This is a genomic window from Methanoplanus limicola DSM 2279, from assembly GCF_000243255.1.
Lineage (GTDB): Archaea > Halobacteriota > Methanomicrobia > Methanomicrobiales > Methanomicrobiaceae > Methanoplanus > Methanoplanus limicola.
On the sequence record NZ_CM001436.1, the window covers coordinates 282,486 to 306,805 of the forward strand.

Here is a 24,320-nt window from a genome sequence, read left to right on the forward strand (position 1 = left end):
AATGTTGCAGAGTGAGTAACTGTTTACGGGAGAGAGGATGATCCAACCTTGAACCCACCCTCATGTGATATGTCCCGAAAATGGGTGGGTCTGGTTACCTCATCTGTGCATGACTGTGGTGTCCGGCAATTAAGGATAAAACTATTTCAGAGATAGTACATTATATGTAAACTATGACATCAAAAACAGTGAGCCTTTCAGAAGAAGCGTATGAGAGATTATTGACATGGAAAAATGCAGATGAGGAAAGTTTTTCAAGCATAATACTCAGAGTTCTTCCAAAACATCGTGACATCTCTAAAATTCTTGAGGAATTTGAAAAAAAAGGCCTTGGAATATCCGAAGAAGAAGCGGAAAAGCTAAAGAAGGACATTGAATGATTATTTTTGATTCAACGTTCCTCATAGATTTAATGAAGAGTTCAAATAACCCTAATCGCAGAAGAACAAATCTCCTTTTTCAGGAAATAAAGGGCAGCGGTGAAACTTATGCTACAACATTTGTAAATATTTTTGAAATGTACAAGGGGATATATAAGTCAGAAGCTAAATCAAAAACAATCGATTCCCTCAAATATATTCTGAGTGAAATTCCGGTCCTTGGTTTTGACGAAAATTACTATTCAGAATATGGTAAACTGTCATCGTATCCTGAAAATAGGGGAACACCAACAGGAAAATTCGATGAACTGATTGCTGCTATTGCTCTCTTTCATGGAGCAAAAGTGGTGACAAATAATACTAAAGATTTCTCAAGAGTGCCCATGCCTGAAATAATTAATCATTAAGAGATTAAAAGGCACAATTATTTTTTTGTGCCAGAGAATGAAGATTTTCCTAACCATCAATATTGCGCAGGTTCTACCTATAAAAAATCACAGGCAGTCTGAAAATAGAGAAAGTTCACTACCTCTAAGCCAATCTTCTCTACCTCCAGGATTTTGGTAGCAAAAAGAAGTGGGCCAGGCACCCCTTCTATGCCGGGCAAGCCATATGATCGCTGAGGGAAAAAGCATTTTTTAGCTTAATTACATTATATGTAAACTATGACATCAAAAACGGTAAATCTTTCTGAAGAAGCGTACGAGAGATTAAAGAAATGGAAAGTAAATGATGCTGAAAGCTTTTCAGATGTAATTTTAAGAGTTCTTCCAAAAATAAGGACCCCTGAAGAATTGCGGAAAGCCTTCGATGAATTTGAAAGTTCACTTTCTGATAAGGAAGCCGATAAAATGATTGAAGACATCGAAGAGAATTAAATGATCGTAATTGACAGCATTTTTCTGGTTGATTTAGTAAGAAGCCGGAAATTATGCAATGAGTGAACCAACCGTTTTAATATCGGGAGCACCTCTCCAGAATCTTATGCAGGTGGCTGTAATGAGAACTACTTCTCAGGTAACTGAGTTCGCTTTGCATAGTTTCAGCACGGACAGGGTAATGGGTATATATGATTGAAAACCGCATATCCACATTATTTGTGGAGAAATAAATGCCAATATTTGAATGTGAAGCAAACTCATTTCCAAAAACAATAATATTTATGGTGCTATATACAGGATCAATCCTTGTATCAGCATATGGTGCATATAATATCTGTGAATGTTATTCATTCAATCCGATAGCGGGGGCACTAATTGTTGTAGGTCTGGAGTTATCCGCTCTAAGATATATATTAGATCAATGGGGAGACCAGATATTCTCTAAAAGTCATATGTTTGGCAAAATGAACATATCAAATAAAGATGTAGATGTATTTCTGGGAAGAGACCAGTAATGCAGAAGAGATTATATGAATAACGTTGGAAAGGTTTATTAATTCCCGCATTGAAAAGTTCATTGAGGAGAGAATAAAGGAAAATAAAACTAAACATTACTTGGAATTCAAAATAGAAATAAATAAACTTCTAAAAGAACAGAACAGACAATGATCAATATAAATACAATATATTCCTTTAAATTCTGATTGCTATGGTATTATCAGATATAATTACAGCTGGATTACAATTGTTTTTAGGCTCTGCAAGTATAATTGCAATGCTGTCGAATTCATTGCTCATAGGTCTTGGATTTATGTATGCATTTGTACTTTTTAATGTATATATAAGCAAAAAGAGTCAGGTAATTCAGAATAAGTAGCTATGATGGATAAACAATTCGGTTATTATATCCCCCAACAATATTGTCAATGCCGGTCATTAAGGTAAATACTATTTCAGAGATAATACATTATATGTAAATATGTCATCAAAAACAGTAAGTCTCACAGAGGAGGCATACAACCGGTTAAAAATGTGGAAGATAAACGATAATGAGAGTTTTTCAGAGGAAGTTTTAAGGCTTCTCCCAAAACACAGGGATGTTGGTGAGGTTCTCAGGAAAGCAAAGTATCACCTATCAGAGGAAGAGGCTGAGAAAATGAAGAAGGATATTGAATTTTTCTGAATTAGACACTACCTTAAAAATTCTGATGCTTTAACATAAGTCTTATACATTAATACGACATAATTGAATAAAAATAGTATGGTAAGTGATTGATATGTCTTTTAGGACAGTTGAAAAAGATATGCAAATCTTAGAGAGATATAGCTCAGGAGACTACCTTAAGCCAGAGGATAAAGATGATGTAGAACGTCTTGCCAGCATGGGTATGATGTCAATTGGAGTTAATCCCCAGTTATTTAAATTAACTGCAAAAACAACTTCTTTTGGCAAAGAACTAATTATATATAAATAGCTTCAGATGGGACTCAAAGGTATAGGCTGGATTCCGAATCTAAATGGTGACATATCACTAAGTAATCCATTTGTTAGAAAAAAATCTCTTTTTACTGAAGAAAATGAATTAATCAATATTGATTTAGATAAGTTACGAACAGGTGGAACAGATGATGAAAATTTTCTTACCCTCAAGTATCCTCTATTTGAGACAGGTGAAAATTCTAATATGCCGGGTCTCTTCATTTTCTCTCTGAAAAACAAAAATCAACATATTAATTCTGTCCATATATTCCAAAATGCCTCTTTTACAGATGGAAATCCGGAGTTACTCAGAATAGCCACAGTTAAGGTCGAAAATATAAACCCCAAAGGGCTTATTACATTAAAAATGGTTTACTTTTTTCTATCGGACGATGGTAAGAATTCTGAAATCATACTTAATATCAAAAAAACTGTAATGGGGAAGGCGTTTGAGATATTAAGGGAAATATATCACACTCATACACATCACACTCCGGAAATGACAGAATCATCTTCAATCATGACACGCCTTTATTATGTTGAGACTGAAAAAGAAGCATGCGAAAGAGTTGTTCAATGGTATCTTGACAAAATACGATATTATCACGAATGGATTCCGGATTATCTCAAAATGGTTGGAAATAAGCTTAAAAATGAAAAAAGTATAGCAAAAAACCGTTTGAAGTATATGTCTGTGGCAGAAAAATTCATACGTCAGGCAAAAGGAGAATACTTGTATGGTCAGAACTTTGTAACCTATTTTTATGGCAATGATACTAATGAAAGTAATATGCTCCCTAAAATATTTGAAAATGCCATAATGTCTGTAGATATTCTTGCCCAGGAATTAAAGAACATATATTCTAATGTGTGTGTTGAAGAAACACTACAGATTAACGAATCAATGAAAAGAATATCAATTTATGTTGGAATCATTGCTCTTTTAACACTCCTTGCCACAGCAGCAACATTTATCGTTCAAATGGAATATGATTCACTATATTCTTTCATATCAGCTTCATTTGACACAATTAAGGGATTCTTGGCGTAAATAATTACACTGTCCCTGATGATGGTGCTGCTTAAGTCCTGCTAAAATGCTTTGATTTTCTAATTGGCAATATTGCGCAGGTCCGATCTATAAAAAATCACAGGCATTTAGTGAGAATTAAGAATGATCATTATCCTTTAAACTAACCCTCCCCCCGCAGCATTTTGGTAGCAAAAAGGGATGTTTCAGACACCTTCTATGCCAGTCAGGCTATATGTTCACTTAGGGAAAAAACTTTTTTAGATTATTTACTGTATATACAGTGGCTGTTGCACGAATGAAATCTTGAGGACAATAGTATCAATTATTTGAAGTATATTAGCTGAAATTGGATAATAATTACTCATTTATTAAACAAATTGTCCTCATTGTATATTGAAAAAGAACCATGCAACAGCTTCTATGGCATCAAAAACGGTAAGTCTTTCAGAAGAAGCATATGAGAGATTAAATAAATGGAAAAAAAGTGAGGAAGAGAGCTTTTCAAGTGTTATTCTTAGAACCATTCCAGGGATCAGAACTCCGGAAGAATTACAGGAAGCTCTTGACAGAATTGGTCATCTCTCTGACGAAGATGCCGACATTATGGCCAAAAGCGTTGAAGAAGACTAATTAATAGAGGAGTAATGACTGAATGATCGTCCCTGACAGTACTTTTTTAATCGATCTAATCAGAAGCCGGAATAATACCAGACAAAAGGAGGCCCGGAACTTTCCTGATGATTTGTTAAAGAGTGGGGAAACATACAATACAGGTTTTGTCAATGTTTATGAGCTATACTATGGAGCCTACAGAACACAGGATGTCCGGAATTCAATAGAGAAAATAAATGAGATTTTGGCTGACATCAGTGTAATTGATCATTCCGATGAATATTATAGTATATATAGAGATATATCTGCAAAACCTGGAAAAAAAGGAACTCCTATAGGTAAGTTTGATCAGCTTGTGGCAGCGATTGTCATCTACCATGACGCAAAGCTTGTTACCAACAATACAAAAGACTTTGAAAGAGTGCTCTCTCCTTCAGAAATAATCAATCACTGATTAATCCCACCAATACACACTTAAGCCCACGTATGTGTCAGGGTTTTGATAAAAATGTATATCTGTTACTCCGTGTAACAGAATAATCATGCCAGATATTACAGATGAAAACCCGCCCGGAACAAATTTTCCGGCTGTAAACTATATCCCGAAAACAAAGAGTCTCCATAAAAAAAGATTCTCCGGTAAAATTCTTCCGATAATTGCAAAACCAGCAGGAAATGTTGAAGGGACAACAAGAATCATACTTAAAACCACTCCCGGTAAAATCCGTAAGTAGGCAACGATGATAAGAGAAATGATTCTTATGACATGGTTGCCTCTATTAATGATTCAAACCCGGTCCTAATCAATAATTTAAACCTTAGCTGATTTTGGCATAAAGCGACTTATATAATCAATTATTCTGTTCTGATTCATAGACAGACTGGAAAACTGTCTCTCACAGACATCTGTGAGTCTTGCAAGGGCCTTTCTATTAATCTCTTCCTGGTTCTCAAATATGCACAATGAATGAAAATTCTCACCAATCTGCTCATACCTCTGAATGGTAATGGTTGAGTCTCTGACTTTAGTATCAGAATTGAGGAAAAAGACAAATATCGGCTCATCATGCCCCTCAATCTTACAATCAACAGAATAAATCTTATCCTTATCATACACCGGATCATGCCAGTCAAACGATAAATACTCCTTATTAATTCTGCTAAGAAACATATCTTTTGCATCTTCCAGAAATGTGGACCTGACAATTTCCCGGCTGAGATATGAAGTATCTATTATCTTTAAGAGGCCCTGGATATAATTGTAAAATGCACCACCATAATCATCATCTTCAACATAAATTATCAGCTCACCATCCCGGTCATCAATCATATAAGCTGCAAGGGCATTGTTAATTAACTTTAGCCGGTTTCCTTTCATTATTTTGGAATATTCTGTATCATAGGAGAGATGCATTAATGTATGGCCTTCATCGGAAAGTACAGTTCTCCCGTCCCTCTCTCTTTTAAGTACTATTGAAAGATAGTCACCATCATCAAAACAAAAGGGAGTAAATACCCTGTAACGGTTTAATCCTTCAGCCTCCAGAGATATCCGGCTACATACTGATTCCCTGAAGAGCGACTGAACTGAATCAATGTTCATCATCATTTATACTCCATTCAAATAGTGATACAGGTCTTGATCCATCTTCAAAAGTCATGTTGCAGTCTTTAATCATACACATCACAGCCATACGATAATCGGAGTACCTGTCTGTAATTTCAGCAAATCCATCTTCTCTTAGCCCGGGACGTTCCTGATATCTCTGAGTCGCTTTATGGATGTGGAAACCATATATTTTTCCGTCATGCTCTATATGATTTTCATGCTGGTGGCTCTTACCATTGTACCTTCTTAGCCTGAATAATATATTTGTGTTTGGTATGTAGTACATAAGAATTACAGAAAAATCAAATTGGTTGAATCTGCTCTGACGAAATAAAAACCTGAACTTAGAGCCTGATTCTCCGGAAATTTCCATAGAACATTCTTTCATATAAGTCACTTTTAGCGTGAAGTCATCAATATTTCATTTTTGAGTATTACTCCCCAATAATCCCACACCCCACAACAGATCGGAACCTTTATATACTTTCGCGCGCCGCTTCGCGGAACCTGGAAATATGAATCATCAGCAAAAAGATGATAACAATTCCCTGAGGAATTGGCAGGAGAAATTACTCCCTCCTGAAGTTATTATGGAAAAGGCACGCAGTAATGGATTTATTAAGAGAATGAGGAAATTAGATCCGACATATCTCTTATACGTCCTTATTTTTGGAATCAGTAGTCACTGTAAACCTACACTTGAAGAAATTCATCGTGACTATCAAGACCTGGGTGGGAAATCTGCAGGGACAAAAGAGATTAGATATCAGAGTTTTCACAATCGTTTTGACAGTAATATGGCTCTTTCTTACGAGCGATGCTGGATCACTATATCAATATAACCTTTGCAGATTCACCTGCAAGATTAAAGGGTCCGGTTGGGATCCTGAAAGATATCTTGATACAGGACAGCAGCATCGTTCGATTGAGCAAAAAACTTGCAGAGGAATTTCCACCGGCAAGATCACGTAGTGAAGCTGCGGGATTGAAAATTCATGCAGTATATAGTGCTGTATCACATTCACTTAAATCATTTGAAATTACTGATGAAAAAACGCATGACTACAAGAAAATCAGGATTGATGGGAACATAAAAGACGTTCTTTTCCTTTTTGATTTAGGCTATTATTCGCATTATGTTTTGGCAAACATCAATGAAAGAGGAGGATTTTTTGTAGTCGGGTCAAGAATTCAGCCAAAACCAAAATTAAAAGAAATTGTATCAGAATCTAAGATTTTTGATAGTATTTTTGAAAAAGGAATGAATTTAGGAGACTTTCTTGAGAAAGTTCCAAAAAGCGATGAAATTGAGCTAATATGCACCTTTACTGGAAGAGATAAAGAAAAACCATGGGGCAAAAAAAGAATTAATGCAGATTTCAGAGTCGTCTGTTTCTGGGATGAAAATGACAAGATTTGGCATAATTATGTAACAAACTTACCTGGTGATGCTTACAAAAAGGACGAGATTTATCAGCTATATCGGTATCGATGGATAATTGAGCTGTTATTCAAGGAGATGAAAAGTGACTATGATCTTGGGAAATTTCTTTTAGCCAGGGAACCGCTTGCTCTGATCCATGCCTATTCTATGTTAATAAGGCTTGTTTTGAGCAGAAATCTGTACAAAAAATGGTAGCATCACTTGATGAAGATGAAAAACCTCGTTATGGTCCATTGTTATGGTCTAAAGTTTTTGCAGAGAAAGCTCACGAGTTCCTGAGTATCATTGATCAGAGTATCTTTGGAAAAGAGAGTGTTGGTGAAAGATGGAAAAAACTGGAAGATTCATTGCGGCGACTTGCATGTAGCCGACATAAAGGATACGACCGAATTTCACTCAAATTTGTTGGCTTTTAAAGAGTAGAAGTCAATCCAACAATATTTGAGTCGTTAGCCTTAGCGATAGCTGTATTCAAAAATTCTAAAAATACGTTTAATATGCCATTATTTTACATTTGACATAATACAGCTTAGAAAATGGCTTGAGATAGCAACATTTTACCTCTTATTTCCTAATCTGCGCGAAGTATCTTCTTTTAGAATTTCTAAATCCTGTTAATTTAATCGGAAAATATTACTAATTAATACGTACACTCAAAAATGTATGCAATTTTTCAGTCCAGATCCCTTAAACTGACTTATATGAACATTCTTTATGGCCACCTTTAATTCTCACATTTCCAAGTATTTTATGAAAATCTGCCGGAATAATTTTTCGCTCGCTGATTAGTTTCTCAATTTCCTGTTCTGTTATTATATATTCCATATTATCTCCGGGAGAACTCAATGTTCAATTGTTCATCTGAAACATATAACCATCATTCAATCTCTTTAATTATTTTATCTGTTTCTTGTTAGCGGAGAAGTTCTTTGCCTGAATGCTTTATCAATACTTCTCCTGGTTCTGATTTTAAGGAAGAAACCTGGAAAAATGTTTAGTGTTTTGCAAGCTCTCTGAATGAAACTTTATGACGTCTTAAAGTATCCTGCAGGGCCTCTCTCTCAAATTTGTTTAGCCCTTCATCCGGCTTTACAGTTCTTTTGCCCCGTGGAATGTTATATTCTGATTTATCAATTACTTTATTCATAGTCGGGTCACCCTTTCTCTTTTCACTTATTATACTATATGCAAAGGATCGGCATTAATTTAACCAGCAAAGCAGGACTTATGCAATACTGCCGGAATTATTGTTCAGGATCATATAATCGGTTATCCTAAACGGATTTACTGTCCAATTGCTACAGAATATACAATTTGTGAAAGTCTACTGACAAAACAGGACAGATTCTATTTTTTGCTCTTGTGAAAAGTTCTGTTAAACATTACAGGGTGAGTAACTGATTACGGGAGAAAGGAATATCCCTCTTCTCCTAAAACCCACTCTCATGTGATAGGTCTTAAAAGGGGGTAGGCAGGCAACAATCCGTATCCGGATATATTTTTCCCGGAACTGTTTAAAGAAAAGATATGTAAATATACAATTCGGATTCTAATATAAGACTGAGATTTTAAAGCATACCTGAAATATTAATGACTGGCTGAAATATCGGCGACTATATATTATATTAATGAATACCAAAAATATTAGTGGATATCTGAGATTCTCATGGAGTTTCGAGACTAAAATATTATTCAACCGGATTTTTATCATGACAAAACGTAACTTTCCGCCCAAAATAGCCACACCGGATGGCTCATTCATCATGTCTCCAAAGAACGACTTTGCCTTTCGGCTGTTATTTGGAGATGAGAAGAACAAAGAGATCACAATAGCCTTTTTAAGGGCCATGCTTAAAATTCCGGTTAAGGACATTAAGATAAAAGATCCCTTTCTTCTTAAGCAGATGGCCGGAGATAAAACGGGGATACTGGACATCCGGATTGTTCTGGACTCAGGAGTGCAGGTGGATGTGGAAATTCAGCTGAGTGATCATCCGGCAATCAGGGAGAGGGTGCTGTTTTATAACTCAAGGCTGTATACATCGCAGCTCTCATCCGGAGACGGGTATCATTTACTTAAAAAGACCATCTCTCTGGTAATTCTCGATTATAATCTCTTTAAGGTTGAACCGATGCATACTACATTCAGGCATTATGACCAGGATAATGAGATAGAACTTAAAGATGTCCAGGAAGTGCATATTGTTGAACTACCAAAACTTAAATATCATCAGAAACAACATAGAAACAATCCGGAAATACCGTGGCTGATGTTTCTTAATGCAGCAACAAAGGAGGAATTAATAATGGCCGCAGATGCTGAACCCAAAGTCGCAAAGGCGTATGACCGCTTACGTGATATGAGTGAAGATGAAGAGAGCAGAAGGGCATATGAAGAGAGAATAACCGAGATAATCGAGGTTGATCTCAGGATGCAGGCAGCTGAGGAGAGAGGAGAAATCAGAGGAGAAATCAGAGGAGAAATAAAAGGAAGAGAAGAAGGAAGGGAAGAAGGGAGAGAAGAAGGGATTATTAATACTGCAAAGAACCTGATACTGCTTGGAATGAACGATGATATTATAATAAAAGCAACTAAGTTATCTCCGGAAAAGATTTCTCAACTTAGATCTGAAGTTGGGCCATAAAGCCATCTGCAAAATCCCTTTCGGGACTTATATTTTTCTAACCGGCAATATTAACTGCTTAAACCTGTGAAATACACAAAGCAATTGATGACAAGAGAAGGGAAGGACCCTTCCCTTCTACGCACTCCATTTGAAATATGGTCACAGAATAGCAGGCCAGGCACCCATTTTTATCATGACAAAACGTAACTTTCCGCCCAAAATAGCCACACCGGACGGCTCATTCATCATGTCTCCAACCTGAACTCCCGGAAATTTAAGCACATGGATCTAAAATGGGCTTGAAATTGAATAATGCTGGTATATTGCTCGTCATTTACAAAATAATGCGCTTATAAATTAGGCACATGATATGAGTTGCCTTATTTAAATTTCGTGCCCTATAACGCATTTAATCCTAAGAAATGGCCTGTAAATTAGCCATTTTTTAAGGTGCTGTGCCTAACAATGGCGGGAAGTTAGGTTATAAATGAGATTTTGGCTGACATCAGTGTAATTGATCATTCCGATGAATATTATAGTATATATGGAGATATATCTGCAAAACCTGGAAAAAAAGGAACTCCTATAGGTAAGTTTGATCAGCTTGTGGCAGCGATTGTCATCTACCATGACGCAAAGCTTGTTACCAACAATACAAAAGACTTTGAAAGAGTCCTCTCTCCTTCAGAAATAATCAATCACTGATTAATCCCAACAATACGCACATACGCCCACGTATGTGTCAGGGTTTTGATAATAAAAACGCTTATCTGTTAATTCGTGTAACGGGACTAATGTTAATGACGTATTAAAAATCCCCAACCGGCTCTGAATCTGTTTACTCCTCCTTTAAACCCTCTCTGGATTATCTTATTCCTGGATTGCCAAAAGAAAAGAGATTTAAATATGTAACCGGGATTTTAATATATATCTGAGATTTTAATGTATAGCTGAAATATTAAAGCATATCTGAAATTCTCATGGAGTTTTGAGACTAAAATATTATTCAACCGGATTTTATCATGACAAAACAAAACTTTCCACCCAAAATTATCACACCGGATGGCTCTTTCATCATGTCTCCTAAAAACGACTTTGCCTTTCGGCTGCTGTTTGGGGATGAGAAGAACAAGGAGATCACAATAGCCTTTTTAAGGGCCATGCTTAAAATTCCGGTTAAGGACATTAAGATAAAAGATCCCTTTCTTCTTAAGCAGATGGCCGGAGATAAAACGGGGATACTGGACATCCGGATTGTTCTGGACTCAGGAGTGCAGGTGGATGTGGAAATTCAGCTGAGTGATCATCCGGCAATCAGGGAGAGGGTGCTGTTTTATAACTCAAGGCTGTATACATCGCAGCTCTCATCCGGATACGGGTATCATTTACTTAAAAAGACCATCTCTCTGGTAATTCTCGATTATAATCTCTTTAAGGTTGAACCGATGCATACTACATTCAGGCATTATGACCAGGATAATGAGATAGAACTTACAGATGTCCAGGAAGTGCATATTGTTGAACTACCAAAACTTAAATATCATCAGAAACAACATAGAAACAATCCGGAAATACCGTGGCTGATGTTTCTTAATGCAGCAACAAAGGAGGAATTAATAATGGCCGCAGATGCTGAACCCAAAGTCGCAAAGGCGTATGACCGCTTACGTGATATGAGTGAAGATGAAGAGAGCAGAAGGGCATATGAAGAGAGAATAACCGAGATAATTGAGGTTGATCTCAGGATGCAGGCTGCTGAGGAGAGAGGAGAGCTTAGAGGAGAAATAAAAGGGAGAGAAGAAGGAATTATAGAAGAACGCATCAATCAGGCAAAAAGCCTGATCTCACTTGGAATGGATGACGATTTCATAATGACGGTGACTAAACTTTCTGAAGATGAAATATTACACCTTAGATCTGAAGTTGAATCCGAATAAAAACCCGGAGTTAATCTATAATCCTCCGGAAATATATTTTTCACAGACATTTTTATATCCCGGCATTGTTCATACTTTCTCCGGACCTTCTACACCCTCACTTTTCAGATGATAAACAACATAAGAACAATCCGGAAATACCTATGAATGATATTTCTTAATCAGAGCAACAAAGGAGGAATTAATGATGGCTGCAAAAGCTGTGTCAGCGGAGAAAAAGGTCTCCTAAAATCCACCCTATTAAATAAGTTTCAAAATGGGTGGCCCAGGCATCCATTCTGTGTCCGGATAAGCTCATTCTGTCGTTATGAATGCTATATAATTGACCATCTCAGAAGAGTAAAGATAGCTCAGAATTCAGAGCATTGCAGTATGTCAGAAGAGAGTCATATTTATTAATTCGTGAGTCTAATTCACCAGCTAATATATTCAGAGAGACAAAAATGACAGAAATAACCATAACAGTCCCTCAGCACATCATCCAGGCATTAGCCTTCCTCCGGATAACTTACAGGCAGAGCTTAAGCAGGAATTTGCACTTGCCCCGTATCAGAGGGGAATATTACCGTCCGGAAAAACCTGTGAACTTGCGGAAATGAAAAGATGGGAATTCAGAAGAGCTTCTTGGCAAAAGACCAAGGGGTTTTATGCTTATCCATATAAAGAAAATAAATGACATTCTGAGTGTAATCCCTGTTTTTGAATTCAATAATGATTATTATCCGGCATATGGGGAACTATCAGCAAGGCTTGAAAAGAAAGGAACTCCGATTGGTAAATTTGACAAACTGATTGCAGCCATTGCCCTTTATCACGGTGCAAAGGTTTTGACAAATAATACTAAAGATTTTTCAAGAGTGCCCACACTTGAGATTATTAATCATTAACATTACAGACATCAATCCAATCATTTTTTTGACGAATCACATCCGGAAATTATGGTTTCATGTCTGTGATACCTCATATATGCACCGAAGTGCTTTATCTGGTTTCCATATGTCCTGCTGAAACACTCTGTAAACACTGGATGTCAGGTAGTAGAAGCGGAGAAAAAGACTCCCCCACCTGACTTCCCCTTGCGATATGTCCCAAAAAGGAGACCCAGGTATCCATTCTATACCCGGATGTGCTCATTCTGTCGTTATGAACACTAAAAAGAACTGGTCAATATATTATCTCATAAAATTTGAGAAGAGTTATAATGATTAAAAGTGATTAGAATAAATAAAAACAGATTAAAAACTAAAATTTTGATTATTGGAGAGACTATAGGGATAAAATAAGTGGTATATTTATGATTGAACCAACTGCAAGGAAATTGACTGATATTCAGTCACAGATAATTCTAAGTAGTGATCTCCCTGAAGATATTGGGATGGAGGGCAAAATCCGGGATCAGGGAACACTGGATTATATCGTCAATGAATGGAACTGGAAGAATAATCTCTTTGAACATGCAGCCTGGCTATATTATAAAATTACTACATAACATCCTTTTTTTCAGGGGAACAAAAGAACAGCAGTTGCTGAAAATGTGTTGGCCACAAAAAACCTGTTAATTTCGGCTTCGGAGGAAGAAATTAAAAATTTTACAATAAATGTTGCAACATATAACGTAAAAAAATGTGGATATGAACTTTCAGTTGATGATGTAGAGGAATGGCTTAAAAATAACGTTAAGGAAGAACCCGGAAAAGAACTTTAGTGTTTTGCAAGCTCTCTGAATGAAACTTTATGACGTCTTAAAGTATCCTGCAGGGCCTCTCTCTCAAATTTGTTTAGCCCTTCATCCGGCTTTACAGTTCTTTTGCCCCGTGAAATGTTATATTCTGATTTATTAATTACTTTATTCATAGTCGGCTCACCCATCCTCTTTTCACTTATAATATTATATGCAAAGGACCGATATTAATTTAACCATCAAAGCAGGACTTATGCAATACTGCCGGAATTATTGTTCAGGATCATATAATCGGCTATCCTAAACGGATTTACTGTCCAATTGAGGCTGTTGCATGGTAACTTTTCTGTAGACTATAAGATAATTTCGCACGACAATTGTTTTTTTGTTGCCAATACTTTACCCAAATGTACCAATCATTTATTCATTTGTCTATTAATTTTTATTCACGCAACAGCCTCAATTGCTACAGAATATACAATTTGTGATATTCTACTGACAAAACAGGACATATTCTATTTTTTGCTCTTGTGAAAAGTTCTGTTAAACATTAAAGGGTGAGTGACTGATTACGGGAGAAAGGAATCTCCCTCTTCTCCTAAAACCCACCCCCATGCGACAGGTCACAAAAAGAGGTGGACTGGCACCACTTCTGTGCCCGGATTGATTTTTGTTGTTATGGACATTACAAAGATCTAACCAATATGTTTCCTCAGAAAATTGGAGAAGAGTCCTTAAACATAAATGATAGTTTGAATAAGGGACAAATTAAAATAACCTCCGGTCAATACTCCTCTTCCATAATTAAGAGGGATCCAATGCAAGGGAGGGGAGACCCCTCCCTTGAACCCACCCCCAATAGGATAGGTCACAGAAGGGGTGGACAGGCACCCCTTCTGTGCCCGGGTCAATTTTTGTCGCTATGAACGCTACAAATATCAGGTAAATATACTCTTTCAGAAAATTGGAGAAGAGTCATTTAAATTAACTGCAAAAACAACTTCTTTTGGCAAAAAACTAATTATATATAAATAGCTTCAGATGAGACTCAAAGGTATAGGCTGGATCTTCAAATTCAAAGGGTTGGGTTTTACCCATAATAATCCAATAATATCAATCACCGGGAGAAAATATTTGAAGAACAAGCAAAGAATTAATAATAGAAAATACAATATATATATCTGTAAATTCTGATTGCTATGGTATTATCAAATATAATTACAGCTGGATTACAATTGTTTTTAGGCTCTGCAAGTATAATTGCAATGCTGTCGAATTCATTGCTCATAGGTCTTGGATTTATGTATGCATTTGTACTTTTTAATGTATATATAAGCAAAAAGAGTCAGGTAATTCATAATAAGTAGTTATGATGGATGAACTATCCGGTTTTTTATATCCTCCAACAATATCCTTATTGCTTGTAATATTTTTCTGTCTGACAATATTTTATGTTCTTCCCTGGTTATCAGAGCAAATTTCTTTTATAGGGGTATATCATAATTACAAAACAAATAATGAAAAGCAAAGGAAAAAGAAGATATTAAAGGTTTATTTTTTAGTTTCTGTACCTTTGATGTCATCGTACATCTTAATACTGAATTCTTTGCAGATTACGCTTGATGCATTCATTGCATTCACAATTGTAGCTACGACAATGGGTACGCTGCTTGTAATCAGAATTCATGGAAATCCTTCCAAAGATCAGGTTTCTTTTAAGAAACTGTTTCCTCCGGGAAAAAGACACGAAATTGTTGAACAGCACAGGGAAAGAATATTATCCTTTATCTTCTCATTAATAGCAGCTCAGGTCATAATTGCTCTTCTTTCTTTCTGTTATGGTGCCTACCTTAATGTACAATATGAAATTGAGCTGAATACAACGCTGTTACTGTTCTTTGCAGTTATCTACATTGGTGGCCTTTATTTAATATGCTGGTATGGAGAAAAATATCTGAAAGAGAATCCTCCGGAAAATAAAATCGACTACATTGAATAGTGTAATGGACTTATGAGAAGAGGCTGTTGCACGGTTATTTTTCTATAGACAATAAGATAATTTTACAGGACAATTGTCTGGTTTTTGGAGAATATTGTCCCACAGCCACTAATTATTTATACATTTATCCATCAAATTTTATTCACGCAACAGCCTCAGAAATTATTACAAATTCAATGTTGCAGAGTGAGTAACTGATTACGGGAGAGAGGATGATCCTACCTTGAACCCACCCTCATGTGATATGTACCAAAAAGGGATGGGCCAGGCACCCCTTTTTCCACTTTTCCGGCAACCCCTGCAAAACCCTGTGAATCCCTGCCGGCCCTTGTGAAACCCTGTGAAACCCTGTGAAAGTATCACTTTGAGGACACGCCCTGACCTCAGGGCTTTTCGCTAATGCAACAGCTAATAGCCAACAGCAAATACAATAGTCAATAACCGACAGCCCGGCTAACAACTCAGCCAACAACTCAGCCATCAGGAATACCCTTCCGGGTATTCACAGCAGGCAGAAACCGCTGGAACCATAATATACCCACAATCCAAAAAGAAGTTCATGTACTGGCAATGTATAGATGAGGTATAGATCATGTATGGATGAGGTGTAGGATATGCACAGATTATGTAAAGACAATTTACAGACATGACCTGCCGGAAAGGATGTTCAGTGTCAAACTGAACATGTGTTCAATTCAGGGGCAATATACACAGCCCATAAATAATATATTCTTTTAATGAAGTTTTTAATGAAGCTTTTAAGGATTTAAAACTCAAAAAATTGAGTTTTTACTTTCACTCCACGCGGAAACAGTTCTTATACAAAAGAGACAAACACAATCAGGAGAACCGGCAGTGAGACCTGGGAGATTAACAGATTATGATAATCAGAGATCAACGGAACCGGAAACTGAAAAGAGAATAAGTGACCGGAAGACGAATCAAAGGCAGTTGGATCAATTACGTTAGAATCAGCAGCAGTTGAATCAATAGCAGTGAAATCAATAGCGTCAGAATCGGTTGAAGAGAAATCAGCCGAAAAGGGGACAGAAAATATGAGAGTAAATGTGGATGATGAACCGGAAGGGAAGAGAGATGAGAGAAGAAAAGGGCCGGAAGACGAATCAACGGCAGTTGAATCAACGGCAGTGAAATCAACGGTGTCAGAATCGGTTGAAGAAAAATCAGTCAAAAAGGGGACAGAAAATATGAGAGTAAATGTGGATGATGAATCAGCGGACCTGAACGTAAGAGGAGAAAGTGAAAGAGAAGAAAGAGCAGAGGAATTAAAAAAAGCAGAAAGTTCAGGAAAAAAGAGAGCAGAGGAATTAAAGGGAGGTGATAAAGGAGAAGTGAGAGAGAGATTAAAAGCTGTCTATTATGACTTTGAGGCTGAAACAGGAGATATGATCGTGAGTGATACCGGAATTTGTGCCGGATGTGGGGCAGGAACCGGAACGGCATATCCGGCCAGTAATAATGGCAGGAATTACGGCAACAACTTCGGATACAAACCGAACTCCAACCTCAAATCCATAACAGATTCAGAAAAATATTACATTTCTGATCCAGGAAAAGAACTCATAACCAGCCCTAAGGAGGAGACCGGTCCTAATGAGGAAACCGATCCTAACGAGAAAGCCTGTCCTGCAAAAAGCTCAGGCAAGGCAACCAGTTCTGTAAGCAGTTACAATAAAGCAGCTGATACCGGAAAAGAACTTGACGGCGGGATGTATCCTCTCTTTTTACTTCCAAAGAGAGTGTCAGACATCATTAAAGAACACGGCAACAACTTCCGGACGATGAATATCAGAAGAACGGGCCGGCATAATTATAAGATCTCTTTCACCATTGCAGAGAGATAGCACAGAAAAATAAGGCAGAAAAAGAGCACAGGGAAATGAAACAGAAGAGGTGGACAGACACCCATTCTGTTCCCTGATTGATTTTTTGTTGCTATGAATACCACAGAGACCTGATCCATATACCATCTCAGAAATCCTGAGAAGAGCTATATCAATGAATATCTGAGATATTAATGAAGTTTTGAAATTCAGGCATTATTCAACCGGATTTTTATCATGACAAAACGTAACTTCCCACCTAAAATAGCCACACCGGATGGCTCCTTCATCATGTCTCCAAAAAACGACTTTGCCTTTCGGCTGTTATTTGGAGATGAGAAGAACAAAGAGATCACAATAGCCTTTCTAAGGGCCATGCTTCAGATCCCAATTGAAGACATCAAAATTAAAGATCCCTTTCTTCTTAAGCAGAAGGCCGGAGATAAAACCGGAATACTGGACATCAGGATAGTCCTGGATTCAGGGGTTCAGGTGGATGTGGAAATTCAGTTGAGGGATCATCCGGCAATAAGGAGGAGAATTCTGTATTATAACTCAAAGCTGTATACATCACAGATCTCAGCAGGAGATGGGTATCACCTGCTTAATAAGACTATATCTCTGGTTATTCTCGATTATAACCTCCTTGATATTGAATATATGCATACTATTTTCAGGCCTTCTGACCTGAGGTACGGGATAGAACTGGCAGATGCCCAGGAAGTGCATATTGTTGAACTACCAAAACTTAAATATTATCGACAACAACATAAGGACGATCCGGAAATCCCGTGGCTAATGTTTTTAAACGCAGCAACAAAGGAGGAATTAATAATGGCCGCAGAAGCTGAACCCAAAGTCGCGAAGGCATATGACCGCTTACGTGATATGAGTGAAGATGAAGAGAGCAGAAGGGCATATGAAGAGAGAATAACCGAGATAATCGAGGTTGATCTCAGGATGCAGGCAGCTGAGGAGAGAGGAGAGGAAAATAAAGGTAATCGTGATGCTAAAAACATGATCTTACTTGGGATGGATGATGAGATCATAATGAAAGTTACAGAACTTCCGGCAGAAAAAATAGCTCAGCTAAGATCTGAAGTTGAATCAAAATAAAAAGCGGCGATTAACCTTTAACTTTCTGAAAAATATCTTATCCAAATACTTTTCGTTATCCCCGTATTACCCACACCATCCATGACAGGCATATCATATGGATGGTTCAACATAAGAACAATCCGGAAATCCCGTGGCTAATGTTTTTAAACGCAGCAACAAAGGAGGAATTAATAATGGCCGCAGAAGCTGAACCCAAAGTCGCGAAGGCATATGACCGCTTACGTGATATGAGTGAAGATGAAGAGAGCAGAAGGGCATATGAAGAGAGAATAACCGAGATAATCGAGGTTGATCTCAGGATGCAGGCAGCTGAGGAGAGAGGAGAAATCAGAGGAGAAATAAAAGGAAGAGAAGAAGGGATTATTAATACTGCAAAGAACCTGATACTGCTTGGAATGAACGATGATATTATAATAAAAGCAACTAAGTTATCTCCGGAAAAGATTTCTCAACTTAGATCTGAAGTTGGGCCATAAAGCCATCTGCAAAATCCCTTTCGGGACTTATATTTTTCTAACCGGCAATATTACCTGCTTAAACCTGTGAAATACACAAAGCAATTGATGACAAGAGAAGGGAAGGACCCTTCCCTTCTACGCACTCCATTTGAAATATGGTCACAGAATAGCAGGCCAGGCACCCATTTTTATCATGACAAAACGTAACTTCCCACCTAAAATAGCCACACCGGATGGCTCCTTCATCATGTCTCCAAAAAACGACTTTGCCTTTAGGCTGTTATTTGGAGATGAGAAGAACAAAGAGATCACAATAGCCTTTCTAAGGGCCATGCTTCAGATCCCAATTGAAGACATCAAAATTAAAGATCCCTTTCTTCTTAAGCAGAAGGCCGGAGATAAAACCGGAATACTGGACATCAGGATAGTCCTGGATTCAGGGGTTCAGGTGGATGTGGAAATTCAGTTGAGGGATCATCCGGCAATAAGGAGGAGAATTCTGTATTATAATTCAAAGCTGTATACATCACAGATCTCAGCAGGAGACGGGTATCACCTGCTTAATAAGACTATATCTCTGGTTATTCTCGATTATAACCTCCTTGATATTGAATATATGCATACTATTTTCAGGCCTTCTGACCTGAGGTACGGGATAGAACTGGCAGATGCCCAGGAAGTGCACATTGTCGAACTACCAAAACTTAAATATCATCAGGAACATAATAAGGACGATCCGGAAATCCCGTGGCTAATGTTTTTAAACGCAGCAACAAAGGAGGAATTAATAATGGCCGCAGAAGCTGAACCCAAAGTCGCGAAGGCATATGACCGCTTACGTGATATGAGTGAAGATGAAGAGAGCAGAAGGGCATATGAAGAGAGAATAACCGAGATAATCGAGGTTGATCTCAGGATGCAGGCAGCTGAGGAGAGAGGAGAAATCAGAGGAGAAATAAAAGGAAGGGAAGAAGGGAGAGAAGAAGGGAGAGAAGAAGGAATTATCCATGACGCAAAAAAAATGATCTCACTTGGGATGGATGATGACATTATAATGAAAATCACAGAACTTCCGGCAGAAAAAATAGCCCGGCTAAGGTCCGAAGAAGAGTCTGAGTGAGAAACCGGAATTAATCCAGAATCCTCAGGAAATATATTTTTTTAAAGATTCCATTGTCCTTTGCGTACCCTATGACCTTTTAGATTTCCAGATATTCATATAGGGCTAATAAAGACAATCCCGAAGTACCTTTGAATGATGTTTCTTAATGCAGCAACAAAGGAGGCTGTTGCACGGTTATTTTTTGTAGATAATAAGATAATTTTATTTGGCAAACGGATATTTTTTTGACAATTTTTAACCAATAAATACAAATAATTTATCATCAGTCCATCAAATTTTATTCACGCAACAGCCTCAAAGGAGGAATTAATAATGGCCGCAGAAGCTGAACCCAAAGTCGCGAAGGCATATGACCGCTTACGTGATATGAGTGAAGATGAAGAGAGCAGAAGGGCATATGAAGAGAGAATAACCGAGATAATCGAGGTTGATCTCAGGATGCAGGCAGCTGAGGAGAGAGGAGAAATCAGAGGAGAAATAAAAGGAAGGGAAGAAGGGAGAGAAGAAGGAATAATCCATAACGCAAGAAAAATGATTTCACTTGGAGTGGATGATGATTTCATAATGAAGATCACAGAACTTCCGGCAGAAAAAATAGCCCGGCTAAGGTCTGAAGAAAAGTCTGAGTGAGAACCCGGAATTAATCCAGAATCCTCAGGAAATATATTTTTTTAAAGATTCCATTGTCCTTTGCGTATCCTATGACCTTTTAGATTTCCAGATATTCATATAGGGCTAATAAAGACAATCCCGAAGTACCTTTGAATGATGTTTCTTAATGCAGCAACAAAGGAGGAATTAATAATGGCCGCAGAAGGAAAACCCAAAGTCGCGAAGGCATATGACCGCTTACGTGATATGAGTGAAGATGAAGAGAGCAGAAGGGCATATGAAGAGAGAATAACCGAGATAATCGAGGTTGATCTCAGGATGCAGGCAGCTGAGGAGAGAGGAGAAATAAAAGGGAGAGAAGAAGGAATTATCCATGACGCAAAAAAAATGATTTCACTTGGGATGGATGATGACATTATAATGAAGATCACAGAACTTCCGGCAGAAAAAATAGCCAGGCTAAGGTCTGAAGTTGAGCTATAAAGGCATCTGGAAAATCTCTTCAGGAAATTCATATTTTCCTAACCGGCAATATTGTGTGTATATCCTGCCTCATTTGAACATTAATTCAGTTTGACACTGAACACCAAAGTCCGGCAGTACCGAAACAGTCTTTTGCTGACATTGAACACCTGCCACAACGGATATATCCTGTATCATAAGTCAACTGTCAAAGGCCGACCACAGTAGGCACTCTATCAAATCGGCCGCATTTCACCCTGTAAGCACAAATATCATTATAAGACACCGGTAAGCATATAACTTTCAGGAAACTCCACTTTAAGACCTGAACTGTTCAATATCTCCGGAAAGGGTGTTCAGTTTGACCGGACTAACTGTTCAGTTCTTCCCGGAATATAAACGACAAAATGTTTGAGATTTATCGGATACAAACGACAAAATGTTTAAGATTTATCGGATACAAACGACAAATGTTTGAGATTTATCGAATATAAACGACAAATTGTTTAAGATTTATCGGATACAAACGACAAAATGTTTAAGATTTATCGGATACAAACGACAAATGTTTGAGATTTATCGAATATAAACGACAAATTGTTTAAGATTTATCAAATATAAACTACACAATCATTAATTATATCGTCCATAAACAATGAAATACTATGCATGACCAGGGCAGATAAATATGCTAAGGATACGTTCAAAAATAATCAATGCATATAGTCTTAATGTATAAAATAATCCAAATGTGAGGATTTAAGGTTCAATTTGATCATTTACCTTTTGAAATGAGCGAAAGCAAAGAGACTACAAAAGAAGTACAGAAATTCCGGTAAAAAAAATAATATTACTCTCACCATTCAGAAGGCCCCTTCTCCTCTAAAATATCTGCAAGAAGTTTTACCTGTTTCTCATCACTAATCTTTTTCTCCCACTCTTTCTTTATCCAGAAAAACTTGTCATGACAGAAATCAGGAATCTCCTCAAGAACATCTGAACTGTATTCCTTTTCAAATTTATACAGTCCATAAAGAATTCCGGCACAGTAATCACGGGACTGATCGGGCATTCCCCTCTCAATGTATTTATTCATCTCCATAACATATTCGTCAGTTATCTCCTCAAGCATCTCATATGCCCTCTCACCGGGGTAAATATAACCGTCACGTGTTCTCCCGGAACTGTCCCAGACCTCTTCAACATTCAGGCAGTCAAGTTCATCTGCAAGAGACTCTGCAATATCATCAGTATCAACATCACATAACAGACCTTCTGCAATCTCTTCAGCATAAGCTCTTATATCAGGATATTCACGGATTATATTATAAAGTACAGTGCTCCTCCCGGACAGGTCAAGGGAATCAAGGAGAGGTGTTGAGGCAGTCTTCTTTTTTCCGGCCATAATAATTAGTTTTAACTCCGACAGAATATATTCATTTTCAAAAAATCAGACTGGCATGCAAATGGTCATGAAAACTGATCCACTTTTAGCCAGAAGTAACAGACTCAGGATGCTCCGGTGCATTCTCCCAAATATAGTGAAGCTGGTGAAGTTCTCAGAAAAGCAAAGTATCATCTCTTAGAGGAAGAAGCAGAAAAGCTAAAGAAGGAAATTTAATGTAATGTGGGGTGAATCCATTTGAGCAATTGATTAGAGAAGATCGTTGAATTCTTCAACAGTTAAACCGGCCTGTTTTAGAATATGTGAAAGAGTTGAACGTTTCAATGGTTTGTGTGCAGGAACAGTTATTTTCAGAGTTTTATTATGCAGATGTTTTTGCAGACGCATGTGACTGCCTCTTTGTCTGACAACAACAAAACCATATCTCTGAAGAGCAACAATTAGTCTGTCATAATTAACTGAAGGTACTTTATCCATTGGAAATACCGGAAAAATTAAAAATCAAGGGGCAATGCACCTACAATTATCTAATGCCTGAATGGAATGATAATTCCCTGATTTACACAGCGATCTCTACCTGTTCTGCATTATCATTCAATAACATATCATCAGGAACAGGTTCGAGATATAATGCAATGGCCTCCCTGATATTTTTAAGTGCCTCTTCTCTTGTATCTCCCTCACTTATGCAGCCTGGCAGAGATGGCACATAAACAGTATATCCTCCTTCATCACCTGGCTCAAGAATGACACGAAGATTCATGATAGTAATTATAATTCCGGGAACTTATAATTTATCATAAAATCAAATATCTGCCGTAATCCCTGCCGGTCTAATATTTCATGTGAAAGATTATGTTCATCTCACCATTCTGCCATTCCCTTCTCCTCTAAAATATCTGCCAGAAGTTTTACCTGTTTATCATCGCCAATCTTTTTCTCCCACTCTTTTCTAATCCATGAAAACCTGTCATGACAATAATCAGGAGTCTCCTCAAGAACATCTGAATGGTAATCTTTTTCAAATTTATACAGCCCATAAAGAATTCCGGCACAGTAATCACGGGACTGATCGGGCATTCCCCTCTCAATGTATTTATTCATCTCCATAACATATTCATCAGTTATCTCCTCAAGCATCTCATATGCCCTCTCACCAGGATCAACATAACCATCACGTGTTCTCCCGGAACTGTCCCAGACCTCTTCAACCTTCAGGTAGTCAAGTTCATCAGCAAGAGACTCTGCAATATCATCAATATCAACATCACATAACAGACCTTCTGCAATCTCTTCAGCATAAGCTCTGATATCAGGATATTCACGGATTATGTTATAAAGAACAGTGCTCCTCCCTGACAGGTCAAGGGAATCAAGCAGGGGTGTTGAGGCAGTCTTCTTTTTTCCGGCCATAATTATTAATTTTGACTCTGCCAGAAAATAACTATTTCCAATTATCGCAATAACTTCATTATCGATGTTAAATCTCATTCCAGGAAATTCCCTCAGCTTTTAGCAGTAATATTACAAAAACCTGTGAGAGATTATAACTTTCATGGCTGTGATTACAGGTCCTGTCTGCTATATATCAACACAGAGATAATGGTCATGATG

At 37.5% G+C, this 24,320-nt stretch carries 36 protein-coding genes and 1 pseudogene; 28 read left to right on the forward strand and 9 right to left on the reverse strand.

Annotated features, from left to right (window positions below):
- The first annotated feature begins 173 nt into the window (after positions 1-173).
- The 11 genes from METLIM_RS01270 (at position 174) to METLIM_RS01315 (ending at position 5,120) form a co-directional block, all read left to right on the forward strand.
- Entirely contained in the window at positions 174-380 is a 207-nt protein-coding gene (locus METLIM_RS01270) for an antitoxin VapB family protein (RefSeq protein ID WP_004076049.1), read from the forward strand.
- The gene (locus tag METLIM_RS01275) at positions 377-787 is read left to right on the forward strand and encodes a type II toxin-antitoxin system VapC family toxin (RefSeq protein WP_004076050.1); all 411 of its coding nucleotides are present in this window, start codon (positions 377-379) and stop codon (positions 785-787) included. The genes METLIM_RS01270 and METLIM_RS01275 overlap by 4 nt, the downstream gene beginning before the upstream one ends.
- 258 nt (positions 788-1,045) lie before the next feature.
- Positions 1,046-1,258, forward strand: coding sequence for an antitoxin VapB family protein (locus tag METLIM_RS01280; protein ID WP_004076051.1), 213 nt, complete (start codon positions 1,046-1,048; stop codon positions 1,256-1,258).
- A gap of 58 nt (positions 1,259-1,316) precedes the next feature.
- Positions 1,317-1,457 (forward strand): hypothetical protein, encoded by a 141-nt coding sequence (locus METLIM_RS16365; protein ID WP_157202193.1) that lies wholly within the window; start codon positions 1,317-1,319, stop codon positions 1,455-1,457.
- 34 nt (positions 1,458-1,491) lie between these two features.
- On the forward strand, positions 1,492-1,776 hold the full coding sequence (locus tag METLIM_RS01285; protein WP_004076052.1) for a hypothetical protein: 285 nt from the start codon (positions 1,492-1,494) through the stop codon (positions 1,774-1,776).
- Between the two features lie 464 nt (positions 1,777-2,240).
- On the forward strand, positions 2,241-2,444 hold the full coding sequence (locus METLIM_RS01290; RefSeq protein WP_004076053.1) for an antitoxin VapB family protein: 204 nt from the start codon (positions 2,241-2,243) through the stop codon (positions 2,442-2,444).
- A gap of 94 nt (positions 2,445-2,538) precedes the next feature.
- On the forward strand, positions 2,539-2,736 hold the full coding sequence (locus tag METLIM_RS01295; protein ID WP_004076054.1) for a hypothetical protein: 198 nt from the start codon (positions 2,539-2,541) through the stop codon (positions 2,734-2,736).
- Positions 2,737-2,742: 6 nt separating this feature from the next.
- Positions 2,743-3,792, forward strand: a complete 1,050-nt coding sequence (locus METLIM_RS01300; RefSeq protein ID WP_004076055.1) for a hypothetical protein — start codon at positions 2,743-2,745, stop codon at positions 3,790-3,792.
- A 402-nt stretch (positions 3,793-4,194) separates the two neighbouring features.
- Positions 4,195-4,404, forward strand: coding sequence for an antitoxin VapB family protein (locus METLIM_RS01305; protein WP_048145439.1), 210 nt, complete (start codon positions 4,195-4,197; stop codon positions 4,402-4,404).
- Positions 4,405-4,426: 22 nt separating this feature from the next.
- A complete protein-coding gene (locus tag METLIM_RS01310) occupies positions 4,427-4,840 on the forward strand; it encodes a type II toxin-antitoxin system VapC family toxin (protein ID WP_004076057.1) in 414 nt (137 codons plus the stop codon).
- An 88-nt stretch (positions 4,841-4,928) separates the two neighbouring features.
- A complete protein-coding gene (locus METLIM_RS01315; RefSeq protein ID WP_004076058.1) occupies positions 4,929-5,120 on the forward strand; it encodes a hypothetical protein in 192 nt (63 codons plus the stop codon).
- Positions 5,121-5,197: 77 nt separating this feature from the next.
- On the opposite strand, the gene METLIM_RS01320 is transcribed toward METLIM_RS01315, so the two are convergent.
- A complete protein-coding gene (locus METLIM_RS01320; RefSeq protein WP_004076059.1) occupies positions 5,198-5,995 on the reverse strand; it encodes a DUF1828 domain-containing protein in 798 nt (265 codons plus the stop codon).
- Positions 5,979-6,383: a hypothetical protein gene (locus tag METLIM_RS15315; protein WP_157202194.1), complete on the reverse strand. Its 405-nt coding sequence runs from the start codon at positions 6,381-6,383 to the stop codon at positions 5,979-5,981. Before METLIM_RS15315 ends, METLIM_RS01320 begins: the two co-directional genes overlap by 17 nt.
- A gap of 127 nt (positions 6,384-6,510) precedes the next feature.
- On the opposite strand from METLIM_RS15315, the gene METLIM_RS17265 reads away from it, so the two are divergent.
- The 3 genes from METLIM_RS17265 to METLIM_RS17275 are packed head-to-tail and all read left to right on the forward strand — an operon-like array spanning position 6,511 to position 7,855.
- Positions 6,511-6,837, forward strand: a complete 327-nt coding sequence (locus METLIM_RS17265) for a hypothetical protein (RefSeq protein ID WP_048145442.1) — start codon at positions 6,511-6,513, stop codon at positions 6,835-6,837.
- Positions 6,813-7,634: an IS4 family transposase gene (locus tag METLIM_RS17270; RefSeq protein ID WP_048145444.1), complete on the forward strand. Its 822-nt coding sequence runs from the start codon at positions 6,813-6,815 to the stop codon at positions 7,632-7,634. The genes METLIM_RS17265 and METLIM_RS17270 overlap by 25 nt, the downstream gene beginning before the upstream one ends.
- Positions 7,628-7,855: a hypothetical protein gene (locus tag METLIM_RS17275; protein ID WP_048145447.1), complete on the forward strand. Its 228-nt coding sequence runs from the start codon at positions 7,628-7,630 to the stop codon at positions 7,853-7,855. The genes METLIM_RS17270 and METLIM_RS17275 overlap by 7 nt, the downstream gene beginning before the upstream one ends.
- Positions 7,856-8,126: 271 nt before the next feature.
- On the opposite strand, the gene METLIM_RS16370 is transcribed toward METLIM_RS17275, so the two are convergent.
- A complete protein-coding gene (locus tag METLIM_RS16370; RefSeq protein WP_157202195.1) occupies positions 8,127-8,264 on the reverse strand; it encodes a hypothetical protein in 138 nt (45 codons plus the stop codon).
- 169 nt (positions 8,265-8,433) lie between these two features.
- Positions 8,434-8,586, reverse strand: a complete 153-nt coding sequence (locus tag METLIM_RS16375; RefSeq protein ID WP_004076060.1) for a hypothetical protein — start codon at positions 8,584-8,586, stop codon at positions 8,434-8,436.
- Between the two features lie 562 nt (positions 8,587-9,148).
- Between METLIM_RS16375 and METLIM_RS01345 the strand changes: the two genes are divergently transcribed.
- The 7 genes from METLIM_RS01345 to METLIM_RS16380 all read left to right on the forward strand — a co-directional run bounded on the left by METLIM_RS01345 (position 9,149) and on the right by METLIM_RS16380 (position 13,708).
- A complete protein-coding gene (locus METLIM_RS01345; RefSeq protein ID WP_004076061.1) occupies positions 9,149-10,084 on the forward strand; it encodes an Rpn family recombination-promoting nuclease/putative transposase in 936 nt (311 codons plus the stop codon).
- Between the two features lie 477 nt (positions 10,085-10,561).
- Positions 10,562-10,771 carry a type II toxin-antitoxin system VapC family toxin gene (locus METLIM_RS01350; protein ID WP_052300861.1) on the forward strand — a complete coding sequence of 70 codons (210 nt, stop codon included), beginning with the start codon at positions 10,562-10,564 and terminating at the stop codon, positions 10,769-10,771.
- Between the two features lie 317 nt (positions 10,772-11,088).
- Entirely contained in the window at positions 11,089-12,003 is a 915-nt protein-coding gene (locus METLIM_RS01355; RefSeq protein ID WP_004076062.1) for an Rpn family recombination-promoting nuclease/putative transposase, read from the forward strand.
- A 487-nt stretch (positions 12,004-12,490) separates the two neighbouring features.
- Positions 12,491-12,679, forward strand: coding sequence for a UPF0175 family protein (locus tag METLIM_RS15935; RefSeq protein ID WP_245543618.1), 189 nt, complete (start codon positions 12,491-12,493; stop codon positions 12,677-12,679).
- On the forward strand, positions 12,651-12,890 hold the full coding sequence (locus METLIM_RS01365) for a PIN domain-containing protein (RefSeq protein WP_048145451.1): 240 nt from the start codon (positions 12,651-12,653) through the stop codon (positions 12,888-12,890). Before METLIM_RS15935 ends, METLIM_RS01365 begins: the two co-directional genes overlap by 29 nt.
- A 407-nt stretch (positions 12,891-13,297) precedes the next feature.
- Positions 13,298-13,492 carry a hypothetical protein gene (locus METLIM_RS01370; protein WP_048145453.1) on the forward strand — a complete coding sequence of 65 codons (195 nt, stop codon included), beginning with the start codon at positions 13,298-13,300 and terminating at the stop codon, positions 13,490-13,492.
- A gap of 48 nt (positions 13,493-13,540) precedes the next feature.
- Positions 13,541-13,708, forward strand: coding sequence for a hypothetical protein (locus tag METLIM_RS16380; RefSeq protein ID WP_157202196.1), 168 nt, complete (start codon positions 13,541-13,543; stop codon positions 13,706-13,708).
- On the opposite strand, the gene METLIM_RS16820 is transcribed toward METLIM_RS16380, so the two are convergent.
- Positions 13,705-13,857, reverse strand: coding sequence for a hypothetical protein (locus tag METLIM_RS16820; RefSeq protein ID WP_004076063.1), 153 nt, complete (start codon positions 13,855-13,857; stop codon positions 13,705-13,707). The two genes, METLIM_RS16380 and METLIM_RS16820, sit on opposite strands and share 4 nt — an antisense overlap.
- A gap of 1,196 nt (positions 13,858-15,053) precedes the next feature.
- Here METLIM_RS16820 and METLIM_RS01375 point away from each other — a divergent pair.
- From METLIM_RS01375 to METLIM_RS01410, 7 genes and pseudogenes are all read left to right on the forward strand, one after another.
- Positions 15,054-15,683 carry a hypothetical protein gene (locus METLIM_RS01375; protein WP_004076065.1) on the forward strand — a complete coding sequence of 210 codons (630 nt, stop codon included), beginning with the start codon at positions 15,054-15,056 and terminating at the stop codon, positions 15,681-15,683.
- Positions 15,684-16,678: 995 nt separating this feature from the next.
- Positions 16,679-17,548, forward strand: a complete 870-nt coding sequence (locus METLIM_RS01385) for a hypothetical protein (RefSeq protein WP_004076066.1) — start codon at positions 16,679-16,681, stop codon at positions 17,546-17,548.
- A 216-nt stretch (positions 17,549-17,764) separates the two neighbouring features.
- Positions 17,765-18,643: an Rpn family recombination-promoting nuclease/putative transposase gene (locus METLIM_RS01390; RefSeq protein WP_004076067.1), complete on the forward strand. Its 879-nt coding sequence runs from the start codon at positions 17,765-17,767 to the stop codon at positions 18,641-18,643.
- A gap of 107 nt (positions 18,644-18,750) precedes the next feature.
- A pseudogene (locus METLIM_RS01395) lies at positions 18,751-19,122 on the forward strand (Rpn family recombination-promoting nuclease/putative transposase); the annotation flags it as partial.
- 175 nt (positions 19,123-19,297) lie between these two features.
- On the forward strand, positions 19,298-20,224 hold the full coding sequence (locus METLIM_RS01400; protein ID WP_004076068.1) for an Rpn family recombination-promoting nuclease/putative transposase: 927 nt from the start codon (positions 19,298-19,300) through the stop codon (positions 20,222-20,224).
- A gap of 315 nt (positions 20,225-20,539) precedes the next feature.
- Positions 20,540-20,857 carry a hypothetical protein gene (locus tag METLIM_RS01405; RefSeq protein WP_004076069.1) on the forward strand — a complete coding sequence of 106 codons (318 nt, stop codon included), beginning with the start codon at positions 20,540-20,542 and terminating at the stop codon, positions 20,855-20,857.
- A 135-nt stretch (positions 20,858-20,992) separates the two neighbouring features.
- Complete coding sequence (locus METLIM_RS01410; RefSeq protein WP_052300863.1) at positions 20,993-21,322, forward strand: hypothetical protein; 330 nt, start codon at positions 20,993-20,995, stop codon at positions 21,320-21,322.
- An 835-nt stretch (positions 21,323-22,157) separates the two neighbouring features.
- On the opposite strand, the gene METLIM_RS01415 is transcribed toward METLIM_RS01410, so the two are convergent.
- From METLIM_RS01415 to METLIM_RS01430, 4 genes are all read right to left on the reverse strand, one after another.
- Entirely contained in the window at positions 22,158-22,706 is a 549-nt protein-coding gene (locus METLIM_RS01415) for a hypothetical protein (protein WP_004076071.1), read from the reverse strand.
- Positions 22,707-22,955: 249 nt separating this feature from the next.
- The gene (locus METLIM_RS01420) at positions 22,956-23,183 is read right to left on the reverse strand and encodes a type II toxin-antitoxin system HicA family toxin (protein ID WP_004076072.1); all 228 of its coding nucleotides are present in this window, start codon (positions 23,181-23,183) and stop codon (positions 22,956-22,958) included.
- An 82-nt stretch (positions 23,184-23,265) separates the two neighbouring features.
- Positions 23,266-23,469, reverse strand: coding sequence for a type II toxin-antitoxin system HicB family antitoxin (locus tag METLIM_RS01425; RefSeq protein WP_004076073.1), 204 nt, complete (start codon positions 23,467-23,469; stop codon positions 23,266-23,268).
- Between the two features lie 101 nt (positions 23,470-23,570).
- Entirely contained in the window at positions 23,571-24,197 is a 627-nt protein-coding gene (locus METLIM_RS01430) for a hypothetical protein (RefSeq protein ID WP_004076074.1), read from the reverse strand.
- Positions 24,198-24,320: the final 123 nt, after the last annotated feature.